26 protein-coding genes and 1 riboswitch are annotated in these 25,470 nt (G+C 47.1%); of the genes, 10 read left to right on the plus strand and 16 right to left on the minus strand.

Going from position 1 to position 25,470, the window contains the following annotated elements; genetic code table 11:
- Positions 1-41 precede the first annotated feature (41 nt).
- The gene (gene coaD, locus L1D23_RS13575) at positions 42-536 is read left to right on the plus strand and encodes a pantetheine-phosphate adenylyltransferase (RefSeq protein WP_239867119.1); all 495 of its coding nucleotides are present in this window, start codon (positions 42-44) and stop codon (positions 534-536) included.
- Between the two features lie 48 nt (positions 537-584).
- Here the strand turns inward: coaD and mutM are convergent, their stop codons facing one another.
- The 5 genes from mutM to radC all read right to left on the minus strand — a co-directional run bounded on the left by mutM (position 585) and on the right by radC (position 3,445).
- Complete coding sequence (gene mutM, locus L1D23_RS13580) at positions 585-1,391, minus strand: bifunctional DNA-formamidopyrimidine glycosylase/DNA-(apurinic or apyrimidinic site) lyase (protein ID WP_239867122.1); 807 nt, start codon at positions 1,389-1,391, stop codon at positions 585-587.
- Between the two features lie 30 nt (positions 1,392-1,421).
- Positions 1,422-1,907, minus strand: a complete 486-nt coding sequence (locus tag L1D23_RS13585) for a hypothetical protein (protein WP_239867125.1) — start codon at positions 1,905-1,907, stop codon at positions 1,422-1,424.
- Between the two features lie 178 nt (positions 1,908-2,085).
- Positions 2,086-2,256: a 50S ribosomal protein L33 gene (rpmG, locus tag L1D23_RS13590; protein WP_004410866.1), complete on the minus strand. Its 171-nt coding sequence runs from the start codon at positions 2,254-2,256 to the stop codon at positions 2,086-2,088.
- A 13-nt stretch (positions 2,257-2,269) separates the two neighbouring features.
- Complete coding sequence (gene rpmB / locus L1D23_RS13595) at positions 2,270-2,506, minus strand: 50S ribosomal protein L28 (RefSeq protein WP_004410867.1); 237 nt, start codon at positions 2,504-2,506, stop codon at positions 2,270-2,272.
- Positions 2,507-2,782: 276 nt separating this feature from the next.
- Complete coding sequence (radC, locus tag L1D23_RS13600; RefSeq protein WP_239867128.1) at positions 2,783-3,445, minus strand: DNA repair protein RadC; 663 nt, start codon at positions 3,443-3,445, stop codon at positions 2,783-2,785.
- A 242-nt stretch (positions 3,446-3,687) separates the two neighbouring features.
- Between radC and coaBC the strand changes: the two genes are divergently transcribed.
- The 4 genes from coaBC (at position 3,688) to lpxM (ending at position 7,555) form a co-directional block, all read left to right on the plus strand.
- Entirely contained in the window at positions 3,688-4,893 is a 1,206-nt protein-coding gene (coaBC, locus tag L1D23_RS13605; RefSeq protein WP_239867131.1) for a bifunctional phosphopantothenoylcysteine decarboxylase/phosphopantothenate--cysteine ligase CoaBC, read from the plus strand.
- 111 nt (positions 4,894-5,004) lie between these two features.
- Positions 5,005-5,595 carry a nucleoid occlusion factor SlmA gene (gene slmA, locus L1D23_RS13610; protein WP_239837909.1) on the plus strand — a complete coding sequence of 197 codons (591 nt, stop codon included), beginning with the start codon at positions 5,005-5,007 and terminating at the stop codon, positions 5,593-5,595.
- A gap of 5 nt (positions 5,596-5,600) precedes the next feature.
- A complete protein-coding gene (locus L1D23_RS13615; protein WP_239867134.1) occupies positions 5,601-6,551 on the plus strand; it encodes a Kdo(2)-lipid IV(A) acyltransferase in 951 nt (316 codons plus the stop codon).
- Between the two features lie 17 nt (positions 6,552-6,568).
- Positions 6,569-7,555 carry a lauroyl-Kdo(2)-lipid IV(A) myristoyltransferase gene (gene lpxM / locus L1D23_RS13620; protein WP_239867137.1) on the plus strand — a complete coding sequence of 329 codons (987 nt, stop codon included), beginning with the start codon at positions 6,569-6,571 and terminating at the stop codon, positions 7,553-7,555.
- 58 nt (positions 7,556-7,613) lie between these two features.
- On the opposite strand, the gene recG is transcribed toward lpxM, so the two are convergent.
- The 5 genes from recG to gmk form a co-directional block, all read right to left on the minus strand.
- Positions 7,614-9,692 (minus strand): ATP-dependent DNA helicase RecG, encoded by a 2,079-nt coding sequence (recG, locus tag L1D23_RS13625; protein ID WP_239867140.1) that lies wholly within the window; start codon positions 9,690-9,692, stop codon positions 7,614-7,616.
- A 193-nt stretch (positions 9,693-9,885) separates the two neighbouring features.
- Positions 9,886-10,569, minus strand: coding sequence for a tRNA (guanosine(18)-2'-O)-methyltransferase TrmH (gene trmH, locus L1D23_RS13630; RefSeq protein WP_239837905.1), 684 nt, complete (start codon positions 10,567-10,569; stop codon positions 9,886-9,888).
- Positions 10,570-10,635: 66 nt separating this feature from the next.
- Positions 10,636-12,759 carry a bifunctional GTP diphosphokinase/guanosine-3',5'-bis pyrophosphate 3'-pyrophosphohydrolase gene (gene spoT, locus L1D23_RS13635; protein ID WP_239837904.1) on the minus strand — a complete coding sequence of 708 codons (2,124 nt, stop codon included), beginning with the start codon at positions 12,757-12,759 and terminating at the stop codon, positions 10,636-10,638.
- 40 nt (positions 12,760-12,799) lie between these two features.
- Positions 12,800-13,072: a DNA-directed RNA polymerase subunit omega gene (gene rpoZ, locus L1D23_RS13640; protein WP_006957184.1), complete on the minus strand. Its 273-nt coding sequence runs from the start codon at positions 13,070-13,072 to the stop codon at positions 12,800-12,802.
- A gap of 127 nt (positions 13,073-13,199) precedes the next feature.
- Positions 13,200-13,823 (minus strand): guanylate kinase, encoded by a 624-nt coding sequence (gene gmk, locus L1D23_RS13645; RefSeq protein ID WP_239867143.1) that lies wholly within the window; start codon positions 13,821-13,823, stop codon positions 13,200-13,202.
- 399 nt (positions 13,824-14,222) lie between these two features.
- Positions 14,223-14,322: riboswitch (purine riboswitch) on the plus strand.
- Between the two features lie 56 nt (positions 14,323-14,378).
- Here gmk and L1D23_RS13650 point away from each other — a divergent pair.
- On the plus strand, positions 14,379-15,749 hold the full coding sequence (locus L1D23_RS13650; RefSeq protein ID WP_239867146.1) for an NCS2 family permease: 1,371 nt from the start codon (positions 14,379-14,381) through the stop codon (positions 15,747-15,749).
- 61 nt (positions 15,750-15,810) lie between these two features.
- Here the strand turns inward: L1D23_RS13650 and L1D23_RS13655 are convergent, their stop codons facing one another.
- A complete protein-coding gene (locus L1D23_RS13655) occupies positions 15,811-16,677 on the minus strand; it encodes a YicC/YloC family endoribonuclease (RefSeq protein ID WP_239867149.1) in 867 nt (288 codons plus the stop codon).
- Positions 16,678-16,847: 170 nt separating this feature from the next.
- Here L1D23_RS13655 and rph point away from each other — a divergent pair, with 170 nt between their 5' ends.
- Positions 16,848-17,564 carry a ribonuclease PH gene (gene rph / locus L1D23_RS13660; RefSeq protein ID WP_239837900.1) on the plus strand — a complete coding sequence of 239 codons (717 nt, stop codon included), beginning with the start codon at positions 16,848-16,850 and terminating at the stop codon, positions 17,562-17,564.
- A 118-nt stretch (positions 17,565-17,682) separates the two neighbouring features.
- On the plus strand, positions 17,683-18,324 hold the full coding sequence (gene pyrE, locus L1D23_RS13665; RefSeq protein ID WP_239837899.1) for an orotate phosphoribosyltransferase: 642 nt from the start codon (positions 17,683-17,685) through the stop codon (positions 18,322-18,324).
- Between the two features lie 148 nt (positions 18,325-18,472).
- Here pyrE and cysQ read toward each other — a convergent pair whose 3' ends face one another.
- The 4 genes from cysQ to L1D23_RS13685 form a co-directional block, all read right to left on the minus strand.
- Positions 18,473-19,300: a 3'(2'),5'-bisphosphate nucleotidase CysQ gene (cysQ, locus tag L1D23_RS13670; RefSeq protein ID WP_239867152.1), complete on the minus strand. Its 828-nt coding sequence runs from the start codon at positions 19,298-19,300 to the stop codon at positions 18,473-18,475.
- A 26-nt stretch (positions 19,301-19,326) separates the two neighbouring features.
- Positions 19,327-19,875 carry an ADP compounds hydrolase NudE gene (nudE, locus tag L1D23_RS13675; protein ID WP_239837897.1) on the minus strand — a complete coding sequence of 183 codons (549 nt, stop codon included), beginning with the start codon at positions 19,873-19,875 and terminating at the stop codon, positions 19,327-19,329.
- Positions 19,876-20,007: 132 nt separating this feature from the next.
- A complete protein-coding gene (nfuA, locus tag L1D23_RS13680) occupies positions 20,008-20,595 on the minus strand; it encodes a Fe-S biogenesis protein NfuA (RefSeq protein WP_239837896.1) in 588 nt (195 codons plus the stop codon).
- 93 nt (positions 20,596-20,688) lie between these two features.
- Positions 20,689-21,393, minus strand: a complete 705-nt coding sequence (locus L1D23_RS13685) for a ComF family protein (protein WP_239867155.1) — start codon at positions 21,391-21,393, stop codon at positions 20,689-20,691.
- Positions 21,394-21,452: 59 nt separating this feature from the next.
- Between L1D23_RS13685 and bioH the strand changes: the two genes are divergently transcribed.
- Together bioH and L1D23_RS13695 are read left to right on the plus strand one after the other, a co-directional pair.
- Entirely contained in the window at positions 21,453-22,250 is a 798-nt protein-coding gene (bioH, locus tag L1D23_RS13690) for a pimeloyl-ACP methyl ester esterase BioH (RefSeq protein WP_239837894.1), read from the plus strand.
- 109 nt (positions 22,251-22,359) lie between these two features.
- Entirely contained in the window at positions 22,360-22,830 is a 471-nt protein-coding gene (locus tag L1D23_RS13695) for an ATP-dependent Lon protease (RefSeq protein ID WP_239867158.1), read from the plus strand.
- 70 nt (positions 22,831-22,900) lie between these two features.
- On the opposite strand, the gene L1D23_RS13700 is transcribed toward L1D23_RS13695, so the two are convergent.
- On the minus strand, positions 22,901-25,228 hold the full coding sequence (locus tag L1D23_RS13700) for a Tex family protein (protein ID WP_239867161.1): 2,328 nt from the start codon (positions 25,226-25,228) through the stop codon (positions 22,901-22,903).
- Positions 25,229-25,470: the final 242 nt, after the last annotated feature.

A 25,470-nucleotide genomic window follows, 5' to 3' on the forward strand; every position in this document is an offset into this window, starting at 1 on the left:
TACCATTAAGCGATATAAAAGAATGATTTGAGTAACTGACTGTGAGCAAAAAACGCCTTTCCCGAGTGATCTACCCAGGGACCTTTGATCCTATTACTAATGGCCATTTGGATTTAATCGAACGTGCGGCAGATATGTTTGATGAAGTGATCATTGCTGTTGCTGCCAGCCCAAGTAAGAACACCATGTTTACGCTAGAAGAGCGCGTAGCTTTTGCACAGCAGGTGACTCAGCATTTGGACAATGTAATCTCGAAGGGATTTTCCGGTTTGATGGTCGACTTTGCCAAGCAAGAAAATGCCAATGTTCTTATCCGTGGTTTACGTACCACAGTCGACTTTGAGTACGAATTTGGTTTAACTAATATGTATCGTAGACTGATGCCCGGATTAGAAAGCGTTTTCCTCACACCCGCAGAAGAGCATGCATTTATCTCCTCGACCATAGTCCGTGAAGTGGCTATTCATGGTGGTGATGTCACCAACTTTGTACCAAAAGCGGTCGCGAAAGCGCTAAAAAGCAAAGCGAAAGTCTAACTTTAATAGAAATATAGAGCTAGCATAAAGCCTCAGCTCTATATTTGACTACTTCTGGCAATGGCTACAAAAAAACGTATTGCGCTGGCCAATTTTCTGCTCTTCAATCGCTTCACCACAGCTAGGGCAAGCTTCACCTGCTTTGCCATAAATTTGCAGCTCTTGAGCAAAATAGCCCGGTTTACCATCCGCTTGAGCAAAATCCTTTAACGTTGTTCCGCCCTGCTTGATGGCTGTATCGAGCACCTGTTTAATCTCTTTAACCAAACGTTGCCACTCTTTCGCCGTTAGTGTGCCTGCTGATCGTGTCGGATGGATACGTGCACTAAACAATGACTCATTGGCGTAGATATTTCCTACCCCAACTACGACTTTGTTATCCATAATGAACTGCTTCACCGCGACACGCTTATTCTTTGCCTTATCCGCGATATATTGCGCATTAAAGTCTTCCGTTAGCGGCTCTGGTCCCATATGGCCCAACGCATCATGTTCACCATCTTCGGTCCACAACCAAGCCCCGAAGCGTCTTGGGTCGTTATAACGTAATACCTTGCCATTGGTCAGTTTCAGATCGACGTGATCGTGTTTCCCCGGCTCCATGTCTGCATCCAGTACACGCAACGATCCTGACATCCCCAAATGGACAATCGCGCTGCCTACATCGGTTTCAATTAGCAAATATTTTGCACGACGAGAAATACTGCGGATCACCTGACCTTCCATCTTCTTTAGCTCATGCGGGATATCCCAACGCAGCTTAGGGGTACGAAAAGTCAGCTTGGCAACAGTTTGTCCAGCCAGATGAGGGGTGATCCCCATACGGCTGACTTCAACTTCAGGTAATTCAGGCATAGTGGTTAAGCAATTAATAATTCTGGGCGTTTAAGGTAGCAGATATTCCGGAGCAACTGAAACAGCGATCCATTGATCCTGCCAGTTTTTCAGCAGCCAAAATTGCGGCGTTTGGTATAAGGTGATCCTTTGAGGCTCTTCCTGATCACGATACCAGACTTCAATCGTCTGCGGTGCGGACAATTGAGGCTTTAAGCTATCAAACGTTTTCTGGTCTACTTCGGTCCCGACGAGACCCACCCAGCGCTCAACCAATTCCTGCGCAGCAAGGGGGCTTTGCTGAGTCAGAACCCATTCACCATTTACGAATTCCAACGACCAGTCAGAAAAATGCAGAGCTTTCAATTCTGCGGAGGGGTTGAGCAAATAAGGGTAAGGACTAACTTCAGCGGTTGTTTGGTCGTCAATCAAATAGGTTTTGATGATAGTCGGCAAATTGAGGATCGCGATAAACGCGATGATGCCCAATATCATGATGTTATTCCAGCGACGGCGTCGTGAGGTAGAAACACGCATGAACTTATACTTCCCTAAAGGTAACTACAAGAAAGGTAGCAGAAAATAGCAAAGGGGGGAATGAAACAAAGAGGAAGAACGGTTGGTTGCTATTAGGATAACAGGCAATAAAAAACCCAGCGAGAACGCTGGGTTTCAAATACAGACTTCTGTTTAAGAAGCTTCAAAGAAGAATCAATTACTTGATTTTCGCTTCTTTGTACATAACGTGCTGGCGAACAACTGGATCAAACTTTTTGATCTCAAATTTGCCTGGCATGTTACGTTTGTTCTTGTCAGTAGTGTAGAAGTGACCAGTACCTGCAGAAGATACTAGACGGATTTTCTCACGTACGCCTTTCTTTGCCATTGCCTATTTCCTCTTAAACGTTTTCGCCGTTTGCGCGAATGTCAACAAGAACAGCATCAATGCCCTTCTTATCGATGATACGCATACCTTTAGCAGATAGACGTAGTTTAACAAAACGTTTTTCGCTCTCTACCCAGAAACGATGAGTTTGTAGGTTCGGCAGAAAACGACGCTTAGTAGCATTGCGTGCGTGTGAACGGTTGTTACCCGTTACTGGACGCTTACCAGTTACTTGGCATACTCGTGACATGAATGTCTTCTCCAAAATCGTTTCAGCTCGATATCAACCTTGGTGGCCGAACCTCTCTAGTTCTCTAAGAAGAATTTCGAGGTCTTATACCGCTATGGAAACCCATACAAGGCTATCAAAGGTCGCGCATTATACTAACTTGACTAGCATTGCTCAAGACCCGAACAGATCCTTTTTCAAGGTTTTCGTGATCTTTTTTAGGCAGAGCTGATAATAGTTCAAAAAATGTCGGGGGATTGTAGCAGAATTCGCGCAACTCACAACAAATAATGTGATTTAAATCCATCCACGTTCTGCAAAGGAGACCACCTCTCCATCTCCGACGACGAAATGGTCGAGAATTCGAATATCCACTAGCGCCAATGCATCACTGATTCGCTGGGTAATTCTACGGTCGGCTTGGCTTGGTTCCGCAATCCCTGATGGGTGGTTATGAGCAAGAATCAACGCTGCCGAGTTAAACTCTAATGCCCGTTTGACAACTTCTCTTGGATAAACAGACGCTGCATCAATCGTACCTTCGAACATCACTTCATCTTTAATTACCCGATGCTGATTATCGAGAAACAAAATATAGAAAGCTTCACGCTGGCGATCGCGCAGCATACTCGAAAGGTAAAGTTTGGTTTGTTGCGGGCTGGTCAGAGCCTCCCCTCGCTGTAAGGTTTCACTCAAATAGCGCTGTGTCATCTCAAGTACCGCTTGAAGTTGGACATATTTCGCCTCACCGAGCCCTTTATGCTGACAGAACTCTTCTTTGCTCGCAGCGAATAAACGTCGTAACGAACCCAGCTCTTTGAGTAGTTTGTCTGACAGCTGAAGAACATTTATGCCCTGAGTACCGGTACGCAAGAAAATCGCCAGCAATTCAGCATCGGTAAGTGACTGCGGGCCTCTGGTTAACAGCTTTTCTCTCGGCATTGACTCACGAGGTAACATAGTTAGAACACACCCTTCTACGGTAAACACAGTGCCTTTAGCTTAAACAAGCTTGTCATCAAGCTCGTGCGCTGAAACTTTATCTTCGAAGTAGTGAAAGATTTTCTGTAAATAATAGGTATATAAAGAAGTAAAAAATAAAAAAGCAAAAACGTGCTGAATCTGCAACAACACTTTCCATTTCTAGAGTCTCTAATTGCTGCGTGGTAATCTACCTCCAGTATTTTTTAAGGATGTTCATCATGCAAACACTCGCGGGCAAAAAGATCCTACTTGGTATCGGTGGTGGTATTGCCGCTTATAAATGTGCCGACCTAACACGTCGTCTGATTGAACGTGGCGCTGAAGTTCAGATTGTTATGACTAAAGCCGCAAAAGAGTTCATTACGCCCTTAACGATGCAGGCAGTCTCCGGACGTCCAGTCTCCGATAGCTTGTTGGATCCGGCAGCAGAAGCCTCTATGGGCCATATTGAGCTGGCAAAATGGGCGGATTTGGTCTTACTCGCTCCCGCAACGGCGGATCTGATCGCACGAATGACTGCGGGCATGGGCAATGACTTGCTGACCACACTGGTACTTGCAACCGATGCTCCAATTGCAGTCTCTCCGGCCATGAACCAGCAGATGTATCGCAATCCAGCCACACAAGAAAATATCGCGACGTTAAAAAGGCGTGGCATGCATATTTGGGGGCCCGCTGCTGGTGAGCAAGCTTGTGGTGATATTGGCCCTGGCCGCATGTTAGAGCCGATGCAATTAGTTGACTTATGTGAACAGTTTTGGGGCGACAAACCTCTTAGCGGTAAATCGATATTGATTTCTGCCGGTCCAACCCGCGAAGCTATTGATCCGGTACGCTACATTACCAATCATAGCTCAGGGAAAATGGGCTTTTCATTAGCAGAAGCAGCAGCTCAGCTCGGTGCGACGGTCACGTTAGTCGCTGGCCCAGTGACTCTTCCAACGCCAGTCGGCTCGAAGCGCATTGATGTTTCCAGCGCAGAAGACATGCACAACGCTGTCATGGATAAAGCTTGTGAACATGATGTTTTCATTAGCTGTGCCGCTGTAGCGGATTATCGCCCACAAGCAGTGTCTGAGCAGAAAATTAAGAAGACGGATGACAGCGATCAAATGACCATCACTATGGTTAAAAACCCAGATATTGTCGCGTCCGTTGCCGGTATGACTCAGCAGCGTCCCTTTACCGTAGGTTTCGCTGCAGAAACGCAAGATGTGGAACATTACGCGCGAACTAAGCTGACCAAGAAAAATCTCGATATGATTTGTGCCAACGATGTCTCATTAGAGGGGCAAGGCTTCAACAGCAACAACAATGCGATTAACCTATACTGGAAAGATGGTGAGCAATCACTTACCCTTGCATCAAAACAACAAATTGCGAAGCAGATACTTACAATTATCGCCGCAAAGTTAGACAATTAAGTCGCTATTCTAACAATCAGAAATTCGTCTATTCCGTTCACCTTAGCTTAGTAAGGTGGACGAATGCCTGTGTTTATGGGCATCAACAGTGGTAACAAAAGGAACTCGTTCATGGCCGGAACAAGAAAAAGTAATCGCCGGGAAGAAATCTTACAAGCACTTGCTCAAATGTTGGAATCCAACGATGGTGGCTCTCGTATCACCACCGCCAAACTTGCCAAGCATGTTGGAGTCTCGGAGGCGGCGTTATATCGTCATTTCCCCAGTAAAGCTCGCATGTTTGAAGGCCTGATCGAGTTCATTGAAGAGTCCTTAATGTCACGTATTAACCGTATTCTGGATGAAGAAAAAGACACGCTGACACGTATACGACTGGTTCTCCAGTTGATTCTGGCATTTGCTGAGCGTAACCCTGGCCTAACCCGTATTCTTTCAGGACACGCATTGATGTTCGAGAATGAACGCCTGCGTGATCGTATCAATCAATTGTTTGAACGCATTGAAACATCCATCCGTCAGATCTTGCGTGAGCGCAAGCTGAGAGAAGGCAAATCCTTCCCTGTCGATGAGACCATTCTGGCAACGCAGTTACTCGGTCAGGTGGAAGGTAGCTTGAACCGTTTTGTGCGTTCAGACTTTAAATATCAACCAACAGCCAATTTTGAACAATACTGGTCACTCTTAAGTGCACAGATCAAGTAATCACTATGAGCAAAAAAAATAGCGTCGAAAAGCCTCAATTTACACCAGCCCTGCTCCACCCCAAATATTGGGGGGTTTGGTTTGGGTTTGGTTTGTTGGCTCTGACAGTCAACCTTCTACCTTATGCGGTACTGCTTAAAATAGGCCGAGGCATCGGAGCAATCGGTATGAAGCTGGGTAAATCCCGGGTAAAGATCGCTAAGCGTAATCTTGAACTGGCCTTTCCGGAGATGGAAGAGACAGAAGTCGAGCGCATGGTCGTAGAAAACTTCAAAAATACCGGTATGGCTTTGATTGAGACAGGCATCACTTGGTTTTGGCCGACGTGGCGTTTCAAACGTATTTTGATTGCGAAAGATATCGAAGAGCTAAAGAGACTCAATGACGAAGGTAAAGGTGTACTACTTTGCTGCGTGCATGCCCTCAATTTGGAAATTACCGCGCGAGCTTTTGGTGTACTTGGCCTACCGGGTTATGGCGCTTACCGCCCCCACACAAACCCGGCTTACGAGTTCATCCAGTATAGAGGACGCACACGTAACGGCAACCAACTCATTTATCGTCGTGATCTTAAACAGATGGTACGCGTGTTGCGCCAAGGCCATCGCCTGTTCTACCTACCAGATCAGGACTACGGCCATAACAAATCTGTGTTCGTGCCTTTCTTTGCCGTCGAAGAAGCCTGTACAACGACAGGAACCAGCATCCTTGCTTACACTAGTAAGAGTGCCATCGTGCCAGGTTCTGGATTCCGTAACCAAAACGGCAAGTACGAAATCATGGCCGATAAGTCTATCGACCAAGATTTTCCACAAAAAGATGAAACGGCGGCCGCAGCCTACATGAATAAATTCGTCGAAGAGATTATCATGCGCGCTCCGGAACAGTGGATGTGGCTACACAAGCGTTTTAAGTCGATGCCAGACCACTCTCTCACTAACTCAAGATATCAATAACATAGGTGCTGCTTTCAATGAGCAACAACGATAAAAATAGCATCGATAAACATTTGCATAACCCTACCTTCGAGTGGGCATTTTTACATCCTAAACACTGGGGGACATGGCTGGGCATTTTATTTGCCGCCCTGTTTGCTTTTATTCCGTACCGCTGGCGCGATAACTTGGCACGCAAACTGTCCGTCTTTGCGGTGCGCAAAAACGGCCGAGTGGTACGCCGAGCGCGTGTCAATCTTGAGTATTGCTTTCCTGAAAAATCAGACCAAGAACGCCAAGATATTCTGGAAGAGACCTTTGTTAAGGCTGCACAGTATCTGTTGGGTTATTCGGAGTTTTTGGTTCGTTCAACCAAACATAACCAAGAACGTGGCGTCATGATTGGCGAAGAAAACATCCTACCGCTGCTTGATGCCGGAGAGAAAGTCATCATCTTAGCGCCACATGCTTGGGCGGTCGATTACCCTGCGGTCATGTTGGCTGCAAAGGGCTACAAAGTCACCACCATCATGAAGCCGCAACGTAACCCTATCGGGGACTGGTTGATGCAAGTGCAACGCATGCAATATGGCGGTCGTATTTTTGCTCGTGAAGCCGGGGTGAAGCCTTTCGTGCGTTCAATTAAAGATGGTTACCTTGGTTACTGGCTACCAGATGAAGATTTTGGCCCGGCCAACTCAGTATTTGTGCCTTTCTTTGGTACAGAAAAAGCAACGCTAAAAGGCTTTGGTAAAATGGCCCGCCTATCGAAAGCCAAAGTGATCCCAGTGTTACCTGCCTACAACGACAAATCAGGCAAGTATGAAGTGCATATTCTGCCTGCGCTCGAAAACTTTCCAACTGGCGATGAAGAAGCCGATGCTCGCGCAATGAACCAGGCCATTGAAGACTTAGTCAGACCGCATCCAGAACAATATATGTGGAACCTATCGCTACTCAAAACTCAGCGCGATGGAAGTGAGATTTACGATAACTCTCACAAAGGTACTAATAGCGAGCGATAAGGGTTGGTATTGTCACTCCAACCCTACAAGCCTTTCTCTCTATGCCTTCGAATACATGCTATGCCTTCGAATACATGTCTCTATCCCCCAGCCAACGTTCAATTATTGCCGCGGCGCTGTCTGGGAAGTACTCATGAATATGACGCGCAACTCGCTGAACTTCTGGAATCAAATGCTGATCTCGAATCAGATCAGCAATTTTAAAATCAGCCATGCCCGTTTGCTTAGTGCCTAGTAGCTCACCTGGGCCACGAATTTCCAGATCGCGCTGAGCAATAACAAACCCATCATTACTTTCACGCAGCACACCTAAACGCTTTTGTGCGGTTTTAGACAATGGGGAATGGTAAAGCAGCACACAGTGACTAGCAACACTCCCTCGTCCAACTCGTCCTCGTAACTGGTGCAGCTGAGCCAACCCTAAGCGCTCAGGATTCTCGATGATCATTAAGCTTGAATTGGGGACATCAACACCGACTTCGATCACGGTAGTAGCCACCAGCAAGTGAAGTTTGTTGTCTTTAAAATCCTGCATTACGGCCTGTTTTTCTGCAGGCTTCATCCGGCCATGCACTAAACCGATTTTGACATCAGGCAGCTTTCTTTGCAGTTCTTCTGCGGTGTCAGCCGCAGCTTGAGCTTCTAATACTTCTGATTCATCAATCAATGTACACACCCAATAAGCCTGCTTTCCTTCATTGAGGCAGGCATTGCGTACACGTTCAACAATATCATCTCGTTTGGTATCTGGAATAGCGACCGTCTGGATAGGCGTTCGCCCTGGGGGTAATTCATCAATAACGGAAGTTTCAAGATCCGCATAGGCGGTCATCGCCAATGTACGCGGGATCGGGGTAGCCGTCATGATCAGTTGATGAGGAAATGCGCCCTGTTTCGCGCCTTTTTCTCTTAGTTCGAGGCGCTGGTGTACACCGAATCTGTGTTGCTCATCAATAATGACTAACGCAAGATGATGAAAAGCAACGTGCTCCTGAAACAAAGCGTGAGTACCAACCACCATTTGCGCTTCGCCACTGGCTATCTTGGCTAACTCAGCATCTTTGGCTTTACCTTTCAGTTTACCTGCTAGCCAGCCTACATGTATCCCCATAGGTTCCAGCCACTGTGCAAAGTTGATCGCATGTTGCTCTGCCAGCAGTTCAGTCGGAGCCATTAAAGCCACCTGATAGCCATGTTCTAGTGCTCGAAGCGCTGCTAAAGCGGCAACCAAAGTTTTTCCTGAGCCGACATCTCCCTGAACAAGACGCATCATCGGGTGAGGTTTAGCAAGATCTTGTTCAATTTCCGCAACAACTCGAGATTGCGCTTTGGTTGGGGAGAAAGGCAACTGACTGAGCAGCTTTTGTTTCAGTTCATTGCGTTCAGCCAGTGGCAGAGCAATGTCTTGCTGACCTTTGCTCCGCACTGAGAGCATCGAAAGGTTCTGAGCCAGCAGCTCTTCCATAATCAGGCGTATTTGCGCTGGGTGCTTACCTTCATCAAAGGCGTGTAAATCGATATCGGGTGTTGGCCTGTGAATCGTGTGCAGCGCCTGAGCAAGCGAGATTTGCTGATCATACAGGCCGGCAGGCAAGAGCTCTTGCACTGCCGACTTATCAAGTAATTCTAACGCTTGATCAGTCAAGTTACGTAAAGTGATTTGACGTAGTCCATCTGTGGTCGGATAGACCGGTGTCAGGCTCTGTTCTACCTCAGAAGGCTGATTCGGCGCATAGAATTTGTAGTCTGGGTGGACAATTTCTAAGCCATAGCTGCCCCGTTTAACTTCACCATAGGCATGGACAGTTTTGCCCTCAGCAAAGTTGTTCTTCATCCCTGCGGTAAAATTGAAGAAGCGCAAGGTGATGGTGCCATTACCATCACTGATTTTGACCGTCAGCATCTTACGCTTACCAAACAAAGTATCGACGCTCATGACCTTTCCCTGCACTGCCGCCCATAAACCAGCATGTAACTTCACAATAGGGTAGATACGCGTTCGATCCTCGTAACGCAGTGGGAGATGAAATAAGAGATCTTGTACCGAATGTAGCCCGACTTTTGCTAGCTTTTCTGCCACTTTGGCGCCAACACCAGTCAGAGAAGTCAAAGGAATAGCAGATAGCAATTGGGACATAACAGAACTCGGTAAGTTATTCAGTAAGTTACATAGGTGTCTGAACCTAATAGTTAACCATTGAGCTGTGTTTTTGTACAGGGAAATTTAGTCTGGTAACAAGAGTATAGCGCCTTCAAGCTGTCGGCATTGGTGATGAGCAGAAAATCAAAAGGGTTGACGCATTCGCCTCAACCTCTAACGTTCATTGACATTACTTCTTCTGCATTTCCTGCCACCAAGCTTCATCAGCAATGATCTGACCTTCTTCATCAAGCGGTGGATAAGGTAGCCCCTTGCGTTTTGCAACTTTCGCAAGCACAGGGTGACCTCGCTCAAACAGAATACGATGAATCGTTTCTTCAGGTAGCTTGCTAACCTGATTGTTATACATGCCAGCCGCTTCGCGCTGACGCTGAGCTTCGTACATGATGACAGCACTGGCAACCGAGACATTAAGCGACTGGACCATGCCCATCATAGGAATGATGATATCTTGATCGGCCAGTTGCTTTGCTTCTTCAGAAGCACCAATTTTTTCGCTCCCTAGAATGATCGCCGTCGGCTGAGTGTAGTCAATCTCACGAAAGTCAACCGCGTTGTCAGACAGGTTCGTCACTAGAACCTGCATACCTTGCTCTTTAAGCGTTTTGACGGCTTTGCTAATCGTATCGTGAGTGTCGACTTCAACCCAGTTTCGTGCTCCCGCAGAAGTATGGCTAAGCGTGCGCATATCATTGGGCCACACAGCATGAATCTTATGAATTCCCGTCGCATCAGCGGTACGGATAACTGCGGAAACATTATTAGGTTTGTGCACTTCTTCAAGACAGAAAGTCAGATCAGCCTGCCGAGACTTGAGGACTTGTTGAATTCGGTTGTAACGTTCTAAGTTCATAATGATAGTAAAATAAAAGCCCCTGAAACCGTAATTTCAAGGGCGTTTTGCTCGATGAATATACCGTTAGTTTTTACGGCGACGTACTTTTAGTGCGTTCGGCATTGCCTTGATCTTACGCATGATACCCGCAAGATGAACACGATCTTTGGTCGTCAGTAATACCGTCACAGTATACAATCGACCATCTTTCTCTTCCGTCGAAAGACCATGGATATTCGAACCTGTTTTGGAGATCACATTGGTCAGCTCGGCCAACACCCCCTGACGGTTTTGGACATCGACATATAGCTCAGTGATAAACTCTTGGTCATAATCTTCTGACCATTCCACTGCCATATACTTATCTGGCTCTTTCTGGTAGCCGCGCACATTTGGACACGTTTCACGATGAACAACCAGCCCTCGCCCAGGAGAAACATGAGCAATGATGTGATCGTCAGGAATTGGATGGCAACAGTTAGCAAATGTCAGTAGCAGGCCTTCCGCACCACGAATTGGCAGCTTCTTCTTCGGTTTATTACTGTCAGCCTGCTCAACTTGAGTCAGCTCCTCAACATCACCAAGTAGACGACGGGCAATAACAATGCTCATCAATTCGCCAAGGCCGATATCGGCTAGCAAGTCCTCAACACTATCGACTTTCAGTTCTGACAGGACGTGGTTGATGTTCTCTTCATCAATATCCGAAAGAGACAGGTCACCCAAGGCATGATTGAGCAGACGTCGGCCAAGTGTCACCGACTCTTCACGGCGCATGGTTTTCAGCACTTGGCGGATCTTCGTGCGAGCACGTGAAGTCACCACGTAGTTAAGCCAAGCCGCATTCGGACGCGCTCCTGGCGCACTAATTATTTCGATCGTCTGACCATTTTTCAGCGATTTGCTGAGCGGATAAGGGTTACGGTCAACACGAGCGCCTACACAAGTATTACCCACATCAGTGTGGACGGCATAAGCAAAATCAACCGCAGTTGCGCCAACAGGCAGCTCGACAATCCGGCCTTTTGGTGTAAATACGTAGATTTCATCCGGGAACAGATCCGATTTCACATTTTCGATGAACTCAAACGAGTTACCCGCACTTTGCTGAAGCTCAAGCAGGCTTTGCATCCAACGCTGAGCTTTCACCTGCGCCGTAGTACCAGTACGATCACCATTCCCTTTGTAAGACCAGTGTGCCGCCACCCCTTTGTCTGCCATCTGGTCCATGTCTTCGGTGCGGATCTGCACCTCGACAGGTACCCCATGCGGGCCAACCATCGAAGTATGAATGGACTGATAACCATTAGCCTTGGGTACCGCGATGTAGTCTTTTACACGCCCCGGACGCGGCTTGTACAAGCTATGAACCTGTCCGAGTACCCGATAACAAGTATCGGCATCTTCAACCACAATACGGAAAGCGTAAATATCCATGATGGTGTGGAAGCGCTGCTCTTTGGTCTTCATCTTGTTGTAGATGGAGAACAGGTTTTTTTCTCGACCAAATACGCGTGCTTTCAGCCCAACCTCTTCAAGACGTCCTTCAATCTCACTATGGATATTTTGGATCATCTCTTTACGATTACCACGCGCCGATTTGACCACGGCTTTAAGAACACGGTAGCGGTTCGGGTAAAGGGCTTCAAAACCTAACTCTTCGAGTTCCGTTTTGATGTTATGGATACCGAGACGATGCGCAAGCGGAGAATAAATCTCCAGGGTTTCACGAGCGATACGGCGCTTTTTGTCCGCGCGTAATGCACCGAGCGTGCGCATGTTGTGCGTACGGTCAGCAAGCTTGATCAGAATAACGCGAATGTCCTGCACCATGGCAAGAACCATTTTGCGGAAGTTTTCAGCCTGAGCTTCTTTGCGATCACGAAATTTAAGCTTATCCAGCTTAGATACACCATCAACCAACTCAGCCACTGTGGTGCCAAATTGAGTTTCTAACTCTTCTTTAGTAACTTCTGTGTCTTCAATAACATCATGAAGTAGAGCGGCTTGCAGTGTTTCAACATCAAGGCGCATTTCGGCCAAGATTCGAGCAACAGCAACAGGATGGATGATATAAGGTTCACCGCTGGAGCGGGTTTGCCCTTCATGAGCGTCTTTCGCTACCACATAAGATTGACGTAGAGCCTCAACTTGAGGCTCTGATAAGTATTCTTGGGCAACGTCTTTTAGGCTATCGAATAGATACAAACTTTAGGCCCGGAAGATAGTTGATGAGAAGGAAGTCAGATTAACGACTGTGAGCAATGCTGCTTACGGCTGCTAGCTCTGCTGCTTCTTGTTCCTGCTGCTCCTGACGCTCACGAGCATCAAGAATTTCTTTCGTGATCAGGCCTTCTTCGATTTCGCGAAGGGCGATAACCGTTGCCTTATCGTTCTCTTCTGGCACTAGTGAATCTTTACCGCCAGTTTGCATTTGACGAGCGCGGCGAGCCGCAATGAGAACTAGGTCGAAACGGTTGCCAACTTTTTCAACAGCGTCTTGAACAGTTACGCGTGCCATGAGGACTCCAAATTAGTTAACTAAAATTTTGTATGACGAGAAATTATACAGTCTCTGTGTTCCCAGTGTCTAGATCAGAGTAGGCGGAGACAGTATTTCTTGATAAACAGCTTGTTAACAAGCCGGTTTATTCTGCTAAAAGCGCGTCAAGCATGCCTTTATATTTAGCAGCTTGCTTATCTTGCTTCAATCTTTCTGCACGTATGATGGCTTTAAAGTCCATCAGTGCGCTATCGAAATCGTCATTGACGATCACATAGTCGTATTCGCTGTAGTGTGAAATCTCTGATTTTGCCTCAGCCATGCGTTTAGCGATCACAGCATCGCTGTCTTGGCCACGAGCATTGAGGCGACGCTCAAGTTCACCATTCGATGGCGGCAATATAAAGATGCTTTGTGCCTGAGGCATTTGTTCACGGATCTGGCGAGCACCTTGCCAGTCGATATCAAGAAAGACATCGATACCTTTATCGAGATTCTCTTCAATCCACGGACGTGAAGTGCCGTAGTAGTTACCAAACACTTCGGCGTACTCAAGGAAAGCACCTTGGTCGATCAGCTCTTCGAAATACTCTTTCTGGACAAAATGGTAGTGGACTCCATCTTGTTCACCCGGGCGCATGCCACGTGTAGTGTGTGAAACAGACACCTTCATTGCGTAAGTCGGGTTGGTCTCCAGCATGGCGGAAATCAAGCTCGATTTACCAGCGCCACTTGGTGCAGATACAATATAAAGAGTGCCTTTGCCCATAGGTACAATTCCACATTTGGTTTGATCTTGCCAGCTTAACAAGCCGACATGTTAAAGATAGCACCGACCTTGCAGGATCACCGAAATGGTGAAAATTAGGTCAGAAAAATGGAGGCGAAGAGTAGCATGATCCTAAGGATCTTCACAAGTATTTGAGTGCGTGGTTGTGCCAATTGATGTTGATGCGGGACTGAAAAAAACAGTGGAATCGCTCAAACAAGAGTTCACTACATAAACCACGACGCTAAAGGAAGCCAGCCGCAAGAATCTTCATAGGGAAGTTATACTCGAGGGGTTACTCTCAAGTACCTGCGTGAGCTTAGCGATCTCTCCCCACCAAAAGCAAACGTTTGCTAAATTTTTATAAAAGCATTGAGATTTCACTCAAGATCCTTACAATCCGCGCAAACGATTAAATGCTGTATATGTCTGATGAAATGGATTAGACGTTTCTACCATTGAGCCTATCTCGGTGACTACAGTCGCTATACTACTTTTCTTCTGCTACAGCATTGAACCCGTTGCCTGTTTATCCCCACTTTTAAAGGTTTCATTGTGAGTGTCGAATCAACCCTGAAAAGCCAGAATCAATCCGGTGTGCTGGAATCAGTATTTAAAATTACTCAACGTAAAACGACCCTAGGTACTGAGTTGTACGCGGGTTTCATTACTTTTTTGGCGATGAGCTATATTCTAGCGGTGAACCCCGCCATTCTAGGTAGTATTCCTGGTATGGATAAAGGCGCAGTCTTTACCGCGACAGCCATTGCAGCCGCAGCAGCCACGTTAATTATGGGCATTTGGGGCAATTACCCTGTGATGTTGGCACCGGGAATGAGTATGAATGGCTTTTTCAAAGGTATGTTGCTGAGTAGCTCGGTGGCATTGGTATGGCACGAAGCCCTGTTTGGCATTTTTCTCTCCGGTGTACTGTACCTGATTTTGTCGATGACCAATATCCGCAAAGCGATGATTGAGTCGATACCAGAGGATCTGAAACTGGCGATCACCGTTTCGCTTGGTTTATTCATTGCCTTTCTCGGCCTAAAAAACGCTGGCATTATTGTTTCTAACCCCATCATTCTCGTCAGTATGGGCAAGGTGACAGATCCACAAGTCATCATTGCGTACATCAGTATTTTTGTCGCTCTGGGATGCATGGTCCGTGATATCAAATTAGCGACCTTTATTTCGTTCATTACAGCCATAGTGTTAACAGTCTTTGCAGACATGATAATGGGTACCAATAACGCGCCAATTCCAGAACAATTTGTCTCTGCCCCACCAAGCTTAGCGAGTAGTTTTGGTGCCGTCTTTGACTTTTCTGGACTGACCGCAGACAAAATGTTCGATCTGCTGTTTATTGTGATTATTTTCCTCATCGTCGATTTCTTTGATGGTCTGAGCACGATTGTTGGTGTTGGGCGTGATGCAGGGATCATTGATAAGGATGGTAAAGTACCGAATGCACGCTCTGCTTTGGTAGCAGATGCGGGTGGGACAGTGATTGGTTCCGTTTTAGGCACCACCTCCATCACGGCATTTTCAGAGTCAGGCATCGCCTCTTCTCAGGGAGCAAAAACCGGATTAGCCGCTGTGATGGTCGCAGGGCTATTCCTGCTTTCATTATTCCTATACCCGCTGTTTTCTATTTTCTCAGCCGCGATGGTAGCACCAGCAATGGTCGTGGTTGGCATCTACATGATTGGACGGTTAGGACAAATCAGTTGGGAGCAAAAAGAGTCGCGCATTGCGGCATTCTTTACCATCATGTTCACTGTACTGAGTTTCTCACCAGCCAACGGCATGGCGATGGGCTTCATCAGCTACGCATTTACTATGGTCGTCGCCGGCAAAGGTAAGCAAGTTCATCCGGTGATTTACGCCCTATCCGTGCTCTTCTTGATGTATTTGATCCTGCTTTAATCAGATTTAGATTAAAAAAAGCCCCCACTCCAAGAGTGGGGGCTGCATAGCATAGGTCAACCTATTCAATATTTTGGATCTGTTCACGCATTTGCTCGATGAGCACTTTCAGCTCAACACCAGACGCAGTGATGTCCGTACTAATAGACTTAGAGGCTAAGGTATTGGACTCACGGTTGAACTCTTGCATCATAAAGTCGAGACGACGTCCGACTGCGCCCCCTTTCTTCAAGATGTTAGTGGTTTCTTTTACGTGTGAATCTAGGCGGTCAAGCTCTTCGGCTACGTCTGATTTTTGCGCCAGCAGGATAAGCTCTTGCTCTACTCGTGATGGGTCAAGTTCTACCTTTGCATCTTCAAACTTCGAAAACAGGCGCTCACGTTGCCATTCTAGAATTTCCGGCATACGCGCGCGTACTTTCACGACTTCTTCAGAAATAGCCGTTAAGCGCTGCTCAATAAGCGCCTTCATGTTGTCGCCTTCACGACCACGGGCTTCGATAAAGTCGCTCAATGCGGCATCGAAAGCCGCAAGCAGGTCTTTATTGACGGCGTCCATATCTTGCTCTGGTGTTTCCATCACCCCAGGCCAGTTCATGATCTGGAAAGGATTTAAACGGCTCTCATCGCCAGATAAAGCCATCACTTGGTTAGCGGCACTGATCACTTGCTTCGCCAGATCTTCGTTGATGGTCAACTCACCTTTTGCTGCAGGGTTGGCTTCAAATCGAAGCGCACACTCGACTTTACCGCGTGCAAGGCGCTTACGAAAACGCTCGCGCAATACAGGTTCCAAGCCGCGGAACTGCTCGGGCAGACGGAAGTAGGTCTCAAGGTAACGCTGGTTTACCGAGCGAATCTCCCATACTGCTGTACCCCAATCACCTTTCGCCTCTTTACGCGCATAGGCTGTCATACTGTAGATCATCGAATTTTCCTGTTTATTATCTGTGAAAATAACGCGAGCCAATAGTAGCACATGCACTGGTGCTTAGCTGAAGGAATCCACATAGCTTTGTCTACTAAACTTCGCTATAATCCTGCTCCAACCAAATTCGTCTCCCCCTATCAGCAGATAGATAACTAAGGTAGATGCCCATGCGTCCAAACGATCGCAAGGCGGATCAAGTTCGCCCAATCAAAATTACTCGTAACTACACTGCTTATGCAGAAGGCTCTGTGCTGGTTGAATTCGGCAATACTAAAGTGCTGTGTAATGCGACCGTTGAAGAAAACGTCCCTCGCTGGCTAAAAGGTCAAGGTAAAGGCTGGGTGACCGCTGAATACGGCATGCTACCTCGTTCAACGCATTCACGTATGCGCCGTGAAGCCGCAAGCGGTAAACAAGGCGGCCGTACGATGGAAATCCAACGCCTGATTGCTCGCAGTCTTCGTGCTGTCGTAGACCTAGAAGCGATGGGTGAAATCATGGTGACGGTTGACTGTGACGTGATTCAGGCTGATGGCGGTACACGTACTGCGTCTATCTCTGGCGCGAGTGTCGCAATGGCGGATGCTTTCCAACACCTAGTTGAGAAAGGCAAATTAAAAGCTAATCCGATGAAGGGCCATGTGGCTGCTGTATCTGTGGGCATCTTAGGTGAAGACATTCTGTGTGACCTTGAGTACACCGAAGACTCCGCAGCCGATACTGATATGAATGTGGTGATGACGGAAGATGGTCGTATGATCGAAGTTCAAGGCACAGCAGAAGGCGAACCCTTTACTCATGCTGAGCTGATGACGCTGCTGGAGTCGGCGACCAAAGGCATTAGCGAAATTGTAGCGGCGCAGAAAGCGGCGTTAGAAAATTGATTGTTATTAAATAGCTTCCATTTGGAAGCTATTTTTTTATCTCCATTTCTTTAGGAGATAGTTCATTAGTGTTTATAAACCGTCTAGACAACTAGACCTTTTATTTAGAGAGAAAGTGATGAAAGCATACCAGCGTGAATTTATTGAGTTTGCATTAGAGAAAGAAGTCCTAAAATTTGGCGAATTTACTTTAAAATCTGGCCGTAAGAGCCCGTACTTCTTTAACGCTGGTCTTTTCAATACTGGTCGTGACCTAGCGCGTCTCGGTCGTTTTTACGCAGCGGCACTGGCGGATTCTGCAATTGAGTTCGATGTGCTATTTGGCCCAGCGTACAAAGGCATCCCAATTGCGACGACAACAGCCGTAGCCTTGGCCGATCATCATGATATCGACACGCCATACTGCTTCAACCGTAAAGAAGCGAAAGACCATGGCGAAGGCGGTAACTTAGTCGGTAGTGCACTTGAGGGGCGCATCATGCTGGTAGATGATGTGATCACTGCTGGCACGGCAATCCGCGAATCAATGGAAATCATTAAAGCCAATGGTGCTGACCTAGCGGGTGTTTTAGTGGCAATCGACCGCCAAGAGAAGGGCAAGGGTGAGCTGTCTGCGATTCAAGAAGTCGAGCGTGACTTTGGTTGTGCTGTGATTTCGATTGTTAGCCTAGGTGACTTGGTGACTTACCTTGAAGAAAAAGGTAATGCGACGGAACACCTTGAAGCTGTTAAAGCTTATCGCGCTGAATATGGTATCTAAAATATCGCTAGAGAGCTGGTTGTGCCGCAGTGACCCGAGTCGCTAACTGCCACCAAACTGGCTCTTTTTCTGCACGTACAAAGAAGGGCTGATGTATTCACACCAGCCCTTCTTTCATCAAGCACGGACGTTAAGCGCCCTTGTGACGCTAGTCTTTAACTTGAAGAATTTCATCCCAAGGTAACACTTCATCACCGAGCACGATGAAATTAGGGTTTTCCAATGTTTCGCGCTCATTGTAAGACAAAGGTTCAAGCTGCGTACTCAAAATACGGCCACCCGCTTCTTCAACGATACATTGCGTTGCCGCAGTGTCCCACTCACCAGTCGGGCCAAGGCGAAGGTAACAATCCACCGCACCTTCTGCCACTAAGCAAGCTTTCAGTGCTGCTGAGCCGAGTGGTACTAAATCATAGTTCCAACCACTGCTCATGCGGCTGGTAATACGGTTGATATCTTGACGGCGGCTAATGGCAATCGCAATCGGATGCGCTCGGCCATCATGGTTGTGGGATGAGATCCGAACGCTTTCATCCATATCGGGTATTTTCCACGCGCCTTTGTTCTTGTATGCGTAGTAAGTCACACCAGACACTGGACCGTACACCACTCCCATAATAGGTTGGTTATTCTCGACCAAGGCGATAATCGTTGCAAAGTCACCGCTACGAGCGATAAATTCTTGTGTCCCATCTAACGGGTCAACCAACCAATAACGGTCCCATTGAGAGCGTTTATCAAGGCTTATCTCCGCGTCTTCTTCGGACAGGATGGGAATATCAGGGGTAAGCTCAGAAAGCTTTTCCATGATCAGTTTATGTGCAGCTATATCTGCACTGGTTACTGGTGTTTCGTCACTTTTGGTATAGGCTTGATATTCTTTTTTCTCGTAGATATCGAGAATTAACTGACCTGCCGAGCGAGCAATGGCAATCACGGCAGGCAAATGGTGAGAAAGGTCGTCTGTCATTGGCATAGTCAATCCTTCACGCTCTACATTGATTATGGTTTTAAGATACGTAGAGCCAGCATCAGCGCGGTAATACTGCGCGCCTCACAAAAATCGAGGTGAGTCAGAAGCTCTTCAGCTTGAGCAAGTGGCCAGCGAATCACTTCTAGAGGTTCTGGTTCATCCCCTTCTAATTGTTCTGAGTATAGTTCTTCTGCGATAAACAGAGTCATTTTGCTTGAGAAATAAGAAGGGGCAAGCACAACCTCTTTCAAGGGTGTCAGCTTATGAGTACCTAAACCAATTTCTTCCTTCAACTCACGATCTGCCGCTTCAACTGGCGACTCTCCAGCATCAATCAAACCTTTAGGAAAACCCAGCTCATAACGCTCTGTGCCCGCCGCATACTCACGAACCAGTAATATGTCTCCTTCAGCTGTCACAGGTACCATCATTACTGCATTGCGCCCACTCGGCTTCATGCGTTCATAAGTACGTTCGACGCCATTGCTAAAGCGTAAGTCGAGTGCCTCAACAGCAAATAACTTGGATCGAGCTACTGTTTGTTTTGCCAGAATTTCTGGTGGATTCCGTTTAGCCACTTGCTGACTCCTTAGCCATGGGGGAAGCCATTAATATATGAGAAAATTACTATGTTTGAAAACAAAAAAAGGGCTGACTCTCTCGTCAACCCCTTGTATTGCATATGGTTAAATCAAAGACTTAAGTCATGATCAGTAATAAGAGTGCTCACCACGGTCGTGCTCTGTTGCATCACGAACCGCAGACAATTCACCTTCAAACTGTTGTAGCAGCTCTTTTTCAATGCCTTCTTTTAGCGTCACATCCACCATTGAGCAACCATTACAACCACCACCAAAGGCAACAATCGCAACGCCGTCATCGGTAATTTCTACCAGATTGACATGACCACCGTGACCCGCTAACTGAGGATTTACCTGTGTTTGAATCGCATATTCAACACGCTCGACTAAAGGCGCATCGTCAGACACTTTACGCATTTTTGCATTAGGCGCTTTCAGCGTCAGTTGAGAGCCCATTTTATCCGTCACGAAGTCGATTTCAGCATCTTCTAGAAATGGCAAACTTAGCTCATCAACATAAGCCGAAAATCCCTCGTACTGAAACTCCGTATCTGTAGCTTCAATAGCTTCAGGAGGACAGTAAGAAACGCCACACTCTGCATTTTGCGTTCCTGGGTTCACAACGAATACGCGGATGTTTGTCTCTTCTGGCTGCTGGCTCAAAAGGTTAGCAAAGTGTTTTTGAGCATTTTCTGTAATAGTAATAGGATTTGACACGACGAATACCTGAGTAAATTTGTAGGCTATTTAAGCACCATTTTACTCCTGATTTCCTCAAGATCTAGCCTTTTAGATCAAATCACCGTCACTTTAACGGTTCGACGGTTCAGGAGTGCGGCAAATACAATAAATATCAACGGTTTTTACCCCGTTACCAAGCAATAATTTACATAATTGATGTACGGTGCTCCCTGTGGTTAACACATCATCGACAATAGCAATATGCTCTACCTCGATTGCCTTAGTTAGGCAAAAAGCCTGACGCACATTGTTCCTACGTTGCTTCTTATCCATCCCTTGCTGTCTTGGTGTTGAACGCACTTTTTTAAACACCGCATCACAAGGAATAGCTAACTCTCGGCTGATCTGCCACGCCAAATGCTCACTTTGGTTATAGCCTCGATAGCAATAACGGCGCCAATGCACAGGCACAAAAGTGATCAAGTCTGGTCGGGTGTCGATTCGCGGAGCCAAGAGCCCAGACAAAGTTTTTGCCTGCCAATACTGCCCTTCATATTTAAGGCGATGAACATAACTCGACAAAGGGGGCAGATAGTCTCCAACACAATACAAGCGCGTCCATAATGGCGGTGAAACTAAACACTCTCCGCACATCTCAGTCACTTCTGGCGTCACTAAGCCGCAACGACGACAACGTATTGTTGGCGCAAACCTCAGCTGACAAGTGACACAAAATTGAGGATGAAAGGCCTCAGGCTCTATCACCATATGGCACAGTTCACAATGACTCGGAAACAGGTAGGTTGTGTGTTTCTTAATCCAATCAGTTAACATAGGGGCCAAATATCAACGAATGTAGCAATCAGCTTATCGCTTTAGCTCGGGTGTAAAGGATGAAAAACGTGGCACACAATGAGATCAAACCAGAAACGCCTTACTGGCACTCCACCGGTCAGGGTGAGGATTTGGTCTTGGTTCATGGCTGGGGTATGAATGGTGCGGTCTGGCATCAAGCCGTTGAGCAATTAAGCCAGCATTTTCGTGTGCACGTCGTTGACCTACCGGGCTTTGGCCATAGCCATCAATTACACTTCGACACGATGGAAGAGCTCGCACAGCAAGTGTTGCAAAACGCACCGGACAAGGCGATTTGGCTAGGCTGGTCTTTGGGCGGCTTGGTGGCAACGCATATCGCAATTCATCACCCAGAACGGATCGCCAAACTGATCACCGTGGCCAGTTCACCAAAGTTTTCCGCTGAAAGACGCTGGCGCGGCATACAGCCTCAAGTCCTGAGTGCATTCACCGAGCAATTGGTCGAAGACTTTCGCGTGACGGTTGAACGCTTTATGGCCTTGCAAGCTATGGGGAGCCCCTCTGCGCGTCAGGATGTCAAAAGCCTCAAGCAAGCGGTATTATCTCGCCCTGAACCGAACCCTCAATCTTTGCTGTCAGGTCTGCAATTACTAGCCGATATCGATTACCGCCAAGCACTCACGGAGATTTCTACACCGACTCTGCGCCTCTACGGACGCCTCGATGGCTTAGTTCCAGCCAAAGTCGCCGCTGAAGTCGATAACCTCATGCCCGGCAGTGAAAGCTATATGTTTGACGCCTCTTCTCACGCCCCTTTCATGACCGAATTTAGCGATTTTTGTCAGCAAGTTATTCGCTTTTCAGTCAGCAAATAGAAATTATTTTGCCTAATACGCTAAAATTTTGACTATCAAGGCCGATAAATAATCGAGCTAAGAAAACGCTGTTTTATTGCATTTTCTGGCTGGGCGTGAGGAGGTTTAAATGATCGTATCACCTACCAATGTAAGTGTACCGCTGATCGCCCCATCGGTTAATGTGCAAACGGAGCAGGCAGCTCGAGACAATAAAGTTCGCGAACCCGTCACTCCAACAGTGGCATTAACCAAAAGTAACGCTGAACGTAAAGTTAAAGCCGATGATAAAAGGCGAAGGCAATCCTCTTGGGATCCGGCAGAGCATCCAAGCTATGAAACCGGTGAACAAGAAGAAGTCAAAGCTACTTATCAGGAAGATCCTAAAGATACACTCGAACGGATTTTCCAGCTGATTGCTCTGGATAGCTACAGCGAAGATCAGGGCAAAGGCTACGCAATGCGCTTTCGGTTACCTAGGCACATAATCGATGCGGCGATAACTGAAGGCAAAATGGCCAAACGCAGAACTGTGATTAAGTTTCACTATGGTGATGCGGTTGCACCCAATACACCTTCAGATGTCATTGCGGTGTTGTAGTTCCTAAGCCAAATGATTAGGAAATGCCGAAAAAAATCCCCGCGATTGCGGGGATTTGTCTTTCTAGGGGTTATTTTTTCGCTTTGGCAAAGGCAGCAGCAAACGCCCCGCCCATCGCCCCATTAGCAGGTTCATCACGACGTCGTTGAGCACCTTTGCTACCATGGCTTTGACGCTGCTGAGCGCGAGTATCTGAAGAGCGTTGCGAACGATTATCCTGACCTGGCTCATCGGTAAGACGCATCGACAAACCGATACGTTTACGCTGGATATCCACTTCCATCACTTTCACTTTCACGATATCACCGGCTTTCACTACTTCGCGAGGATCCGATACAAAGCGATCCGTCAATGCTGAAATATGCACTAAGCCATCCTGATGCACACCAATGTCAACGAAAGCGCCAAAGTTGGCCACGTTAGAAACCACTCCTTCCAATACCATACCTGGCTCAAGATCTGACACTTGATTCACCCCATCGGCAAATGTCGCGGTTTTGAATTCTGGACGAGGATCCCGCCCCGGTTTATCTAGCTCTTTAATAATGTCACTGACCGTCGGAACACCGAAGTTATCATCAGTATAATCGACCGCATGAAGCCCGCGTAAGAACTGAGTATCACCAATCAAAGCACGAACGTCTTTGCTGTTTTTCTCCGCTATTGCTTTTACCACTGGGTAAGCTTCTGGGTGAACGGATGACGCATCTAGCGGGTTTTTACCATCCATGATACGTAGGAATCCGGCACACTGTTCGAATGCCTTAGGCCCAAGGCGCGCCACCTTCTTCAATGTGGTTCGCGCTTCAAAGCGGCCATGTTCATCGCGGTAATCAACGATATTTTGAGCAAGGGTACTCGATAAGCCAGCAACACGAGTCAGCAAAGCAGGGGATGCCGTGTTCACATCCACACCCACGGCGTTTACACAATCCTCAACCACGGCATCCAAACGCTTAGCCAACATTGACTGGCTGACATCATGTTGATATTGACCAACACCAATCGATTTAGGGTCAATTTTCACTAGCTCCGCGAGTGGATCTTGCAGACGACGAGCAATCGACACTGCGCCGCGCAATGACACGTCAAGATGTGGAAACTCTTTCGCGGCCAATTCAGAAGCGGAATAAACCGATGCCCCCGCTTCACTCACCATGATCTTCTGCACTTTTAGGTTGTTACGCTTTATCAGATCGGCGACGAAGCTGTCGGTTTCACGTGAGGCGGTACCATTACCAATAGCAATGAGGTCAACATTGAACTGTTGCACCAGTTTCGCCACCACTTGTGCCGACTTATCGTACTGGTTCTGTGGTGGGTGAGGATAAATTGTCTCGGTTGCCAGTACCTTACCTGTTGAGTCTACAACCGCGATCTTTGAGCCTGTTCTCAGACCAGGATCGAGCCCCAATGTGGCACGAGGGCCAGCCGGTGCTGCCATCAACAAATCTTTCAAATTCGTGGCAAACACCTCAATCGCTTCAATTTCAGCCCGCTCTTTCATCGCGCCCATCAACTCGGTTTCCATGTGCATCGAAACTTTGATGCGCCACGCCCAACTGATCACTTGCTTACGCCAACCATCAGCAGGCGCCTGACTCAGCGAGATACCGTAATGGTCCGCGATCAGGGTTTCGCAATACGATTGACGCACCCCCTCTTCTTGATCAGGGTCAGCATTCATCGCCAATGTCAGAAAGCCTTCATTTCGCCCACGCAACATTGCAAGTGCGCGGTGTGAAGGCACCTTGCTCAGTGCTTCATTATGCTCAAAATAGTCTTTGAACTTTTCACCCTCTCGCTCCTTACCTTCCACAACACGAGACATAATCTCTGCATTACGGTTCAGATGAAGACGAATTTTCTCTAGCAAGTTAGCGTCTTCAGCAATCCGCTCCATAACAATGGCACGCGCACCATCAAGAGCCGCTTTTACATCAGCAACCCCTTTTTCAGCATCAATGTAATGCGTTGCTTCCTGTTCGGGATCCGTTTGCGGTTCGTTCCACAGTTTGTCCGCCAGCGGCTCCAAGCCAGCTTCAATCGCAATCTGGCCTTTGGTGCGACGCTTAGGTTTGTATGGCAGATACAAGTCTTCAAGGCGAGTTTTGCTATCCGCTTGATTGATTTCCGTTTCAAGCTCAGCCGTCAGTTTGCCTTGTTCCTGAATGGATTTCAGAATCGTCTGACGACGATCATCCAGTTCACGCAGATACGCTAAACGGCTGTCGAGATTACGTAATTGGGTATCGTCCAGACCACCTGTCACTTCTTTACGGTAACGGGCAATGAATGGCACCGTATTACCATCATCGATCAGATTAACAGCAGCGGTAACTTGCTCAGTACGAACATTCAGTTCTTGAGCAATCATTTGACAGATAGCTTGGCTCATCCGTGGATTCTCTTAATTCTATAATGTGAAGGAGTATTTCAGCCCTAGACATTGGGGCAATTCATCGATTTTGCAATGTTTTTAATCTTACCCTGAAAAAATCACCGTTCCTTGATAGACACGGTGCACATTTGTGTCAAAACTGCAGTCGCATTGTGCATTTATTCATTATATTTAAGTCAGTTATATTTACGTGAAATCGTTTACTTATATCGATACCTTGATTTGTTTGGAAACCATTG

Source organism: Vibrio sp. Isolate24 (genome assembly GCF_022398215.1).
Lineage (GTDB): Bacteria > Pseudomonadota > Gammaproteobacteria > Enterobacterales > Vibrionaceae > Vibrio > Vibrio coralliilyticus_A.

What these genes read in the sequence shown, in the direction of transcription:
- mutM (WP_239867122.1), bottom strand. Translation starts at nt 1,391, where the DNA reads ATGCCTGAATTACCTGAAGTTGAAGTCAGCCGTATGGGGATCACCCCT.
- L1D23_RS13585 (WP_239867125.1), bottom strand. Translation starts at nt 1,907, where the DNA reads ATGCGTGTTTCTACCTCACGACGCCGTCGCTGGAATAACATCATGATA.
- rpmG (WP_004410866.1), bottom strand. Translation starts at nt 2,256, where the DNA reads ATGGCAAAGAAAGGCGTACGTGAGAAAATCCGTCTAGTATCTTCTGCA.
- rpmB (WP_004410867.1), bottom strand. Translation starts at nt 2,506, where the DNA reads ATGTCACGAGTATGCCAAGTAACTGGTAAGCGTCCAGTAACGGGTAAC.
- radC (WP_239867128.1), bottom strand. Translation starts at nt 3,445, where the DNA reads ATGTTACCTCGTGAGTCAATGCCGAGAGAAAAGCTGTTAACCAGAGGC.
- coaBC (WP_239867131.1), top strand. Translation starts at nt 3,688, where the DNA reads ATGCAAACACTCGCGGGCAAAAAGATCCTACTTGGTATCGGTGGTGGT.
- slmA (WP_239837909.1), top strand. Translation starts at nt 5,005, where the DNA reads ATGGCCGGAACAAGAAAAAGTAATCGCCGGGAAGAAATCTTACAAGCA.
- L1D23_RS13615 (WP_239867134.1), top strand. Translation starts at nt 5,601, where the DNA reads ATGAGCAAAAAAAATAGCGTCGAAAAGCCTCAATTTACACCAGCCCTG.
- lpxM (WP_239867137.1), top strand. Translation starts at nt 6,569, where the DNA reads ATGAGCAACAACGATAAAAATAGCATCGATAAACATTTGCATAACCCT.
- recG (WP_239867140.1), bottom strand. Translation starts at nt 9,692, where the DNA reads ATGTCCCAATTGCTATCTGCTATTCCTTTGACTTCTCTGACTGGTGTT.
- trmH (WP_239837905.1), bottom strand. Translation starts at nt 10,569, where the DNA reads ATGAACTTAGAACGTTACAACCGAATTCAACAAGTCCTCAAGTCTCGG.
- rpoZ (WP_006957184.1), bottom strand. Translation starts at nt 13,072, where the DNA reads ATGGCACGCGTAACTGTTCAAGACGCTGTTGAAAAAGTTGGCAACCGT.
- gmk (WP_239867143.1), bottom strand. Translation starts at nt 13,823, where the DNA reads ATGGGCAAAGGCACTCTTTATATTGTATCTGCACCAAGTGGCGCTGGT.
- L1D23_RS13655 (WP_239867149.1), bottom strand. Translation starts at nt 16,677, where the DNA reads ATGATCTACAGTATGACAGCCTATGCGCGTAAAGAGGCGAAAGGTGAT.
- rph (WP_239837900.1), top strand. Translation starts at nt 16,848, where the DNA reads ATGCGTCCAAACGATCGCAAGGCGGATCAAGTTCGCCCAATCAAAATT.
- pyrE (WP_239837899.1), top strand. Translation starts at nt 17,683, where the DNA reads ATGAAAGCATACCAGCGTGAATTTATTGAGTTTGCATTAGAGAAAGAA.
- cysQ (WP_239867152.1), bottom strand. Translation starts at nt 19,300, where the DNA reads ATGCCAATGACAGACGACCTTTCTCACCATTTGCCTGCCGTGATTGCC.
- L1D23_RS13685 (WP_239867155.1), bottom strand. Translation starts at nt 21,393, where the DNA reads ATGTTAACTGATTGGATTAAGAAACACACAACCTACCTGTTTCCGAGT.
- bioH (WP_239837894.1), top strand. Translation starts at nt 21,453, where the DNA reads ATGAAAAACGTGGCACACAATGAGATCAAACCAGAAACGCCTTACTGG.
- L1D23_RS13695 (WP_239867158.1), top strand. Translation starts at nt 22,360, where the DNA reads ATGATCGTATCACCTACCAATGTAAGTGTACCGCTGATCGCCCCATCG.
- L1D23_RS13700 (WP_239867161.1), bottom strand. Translation starts at nt 25,228, where the DNA reads ATGAGCCAAGCTATCTGTCAAATGATTGCTCAAGAACTGAATGTTCGT.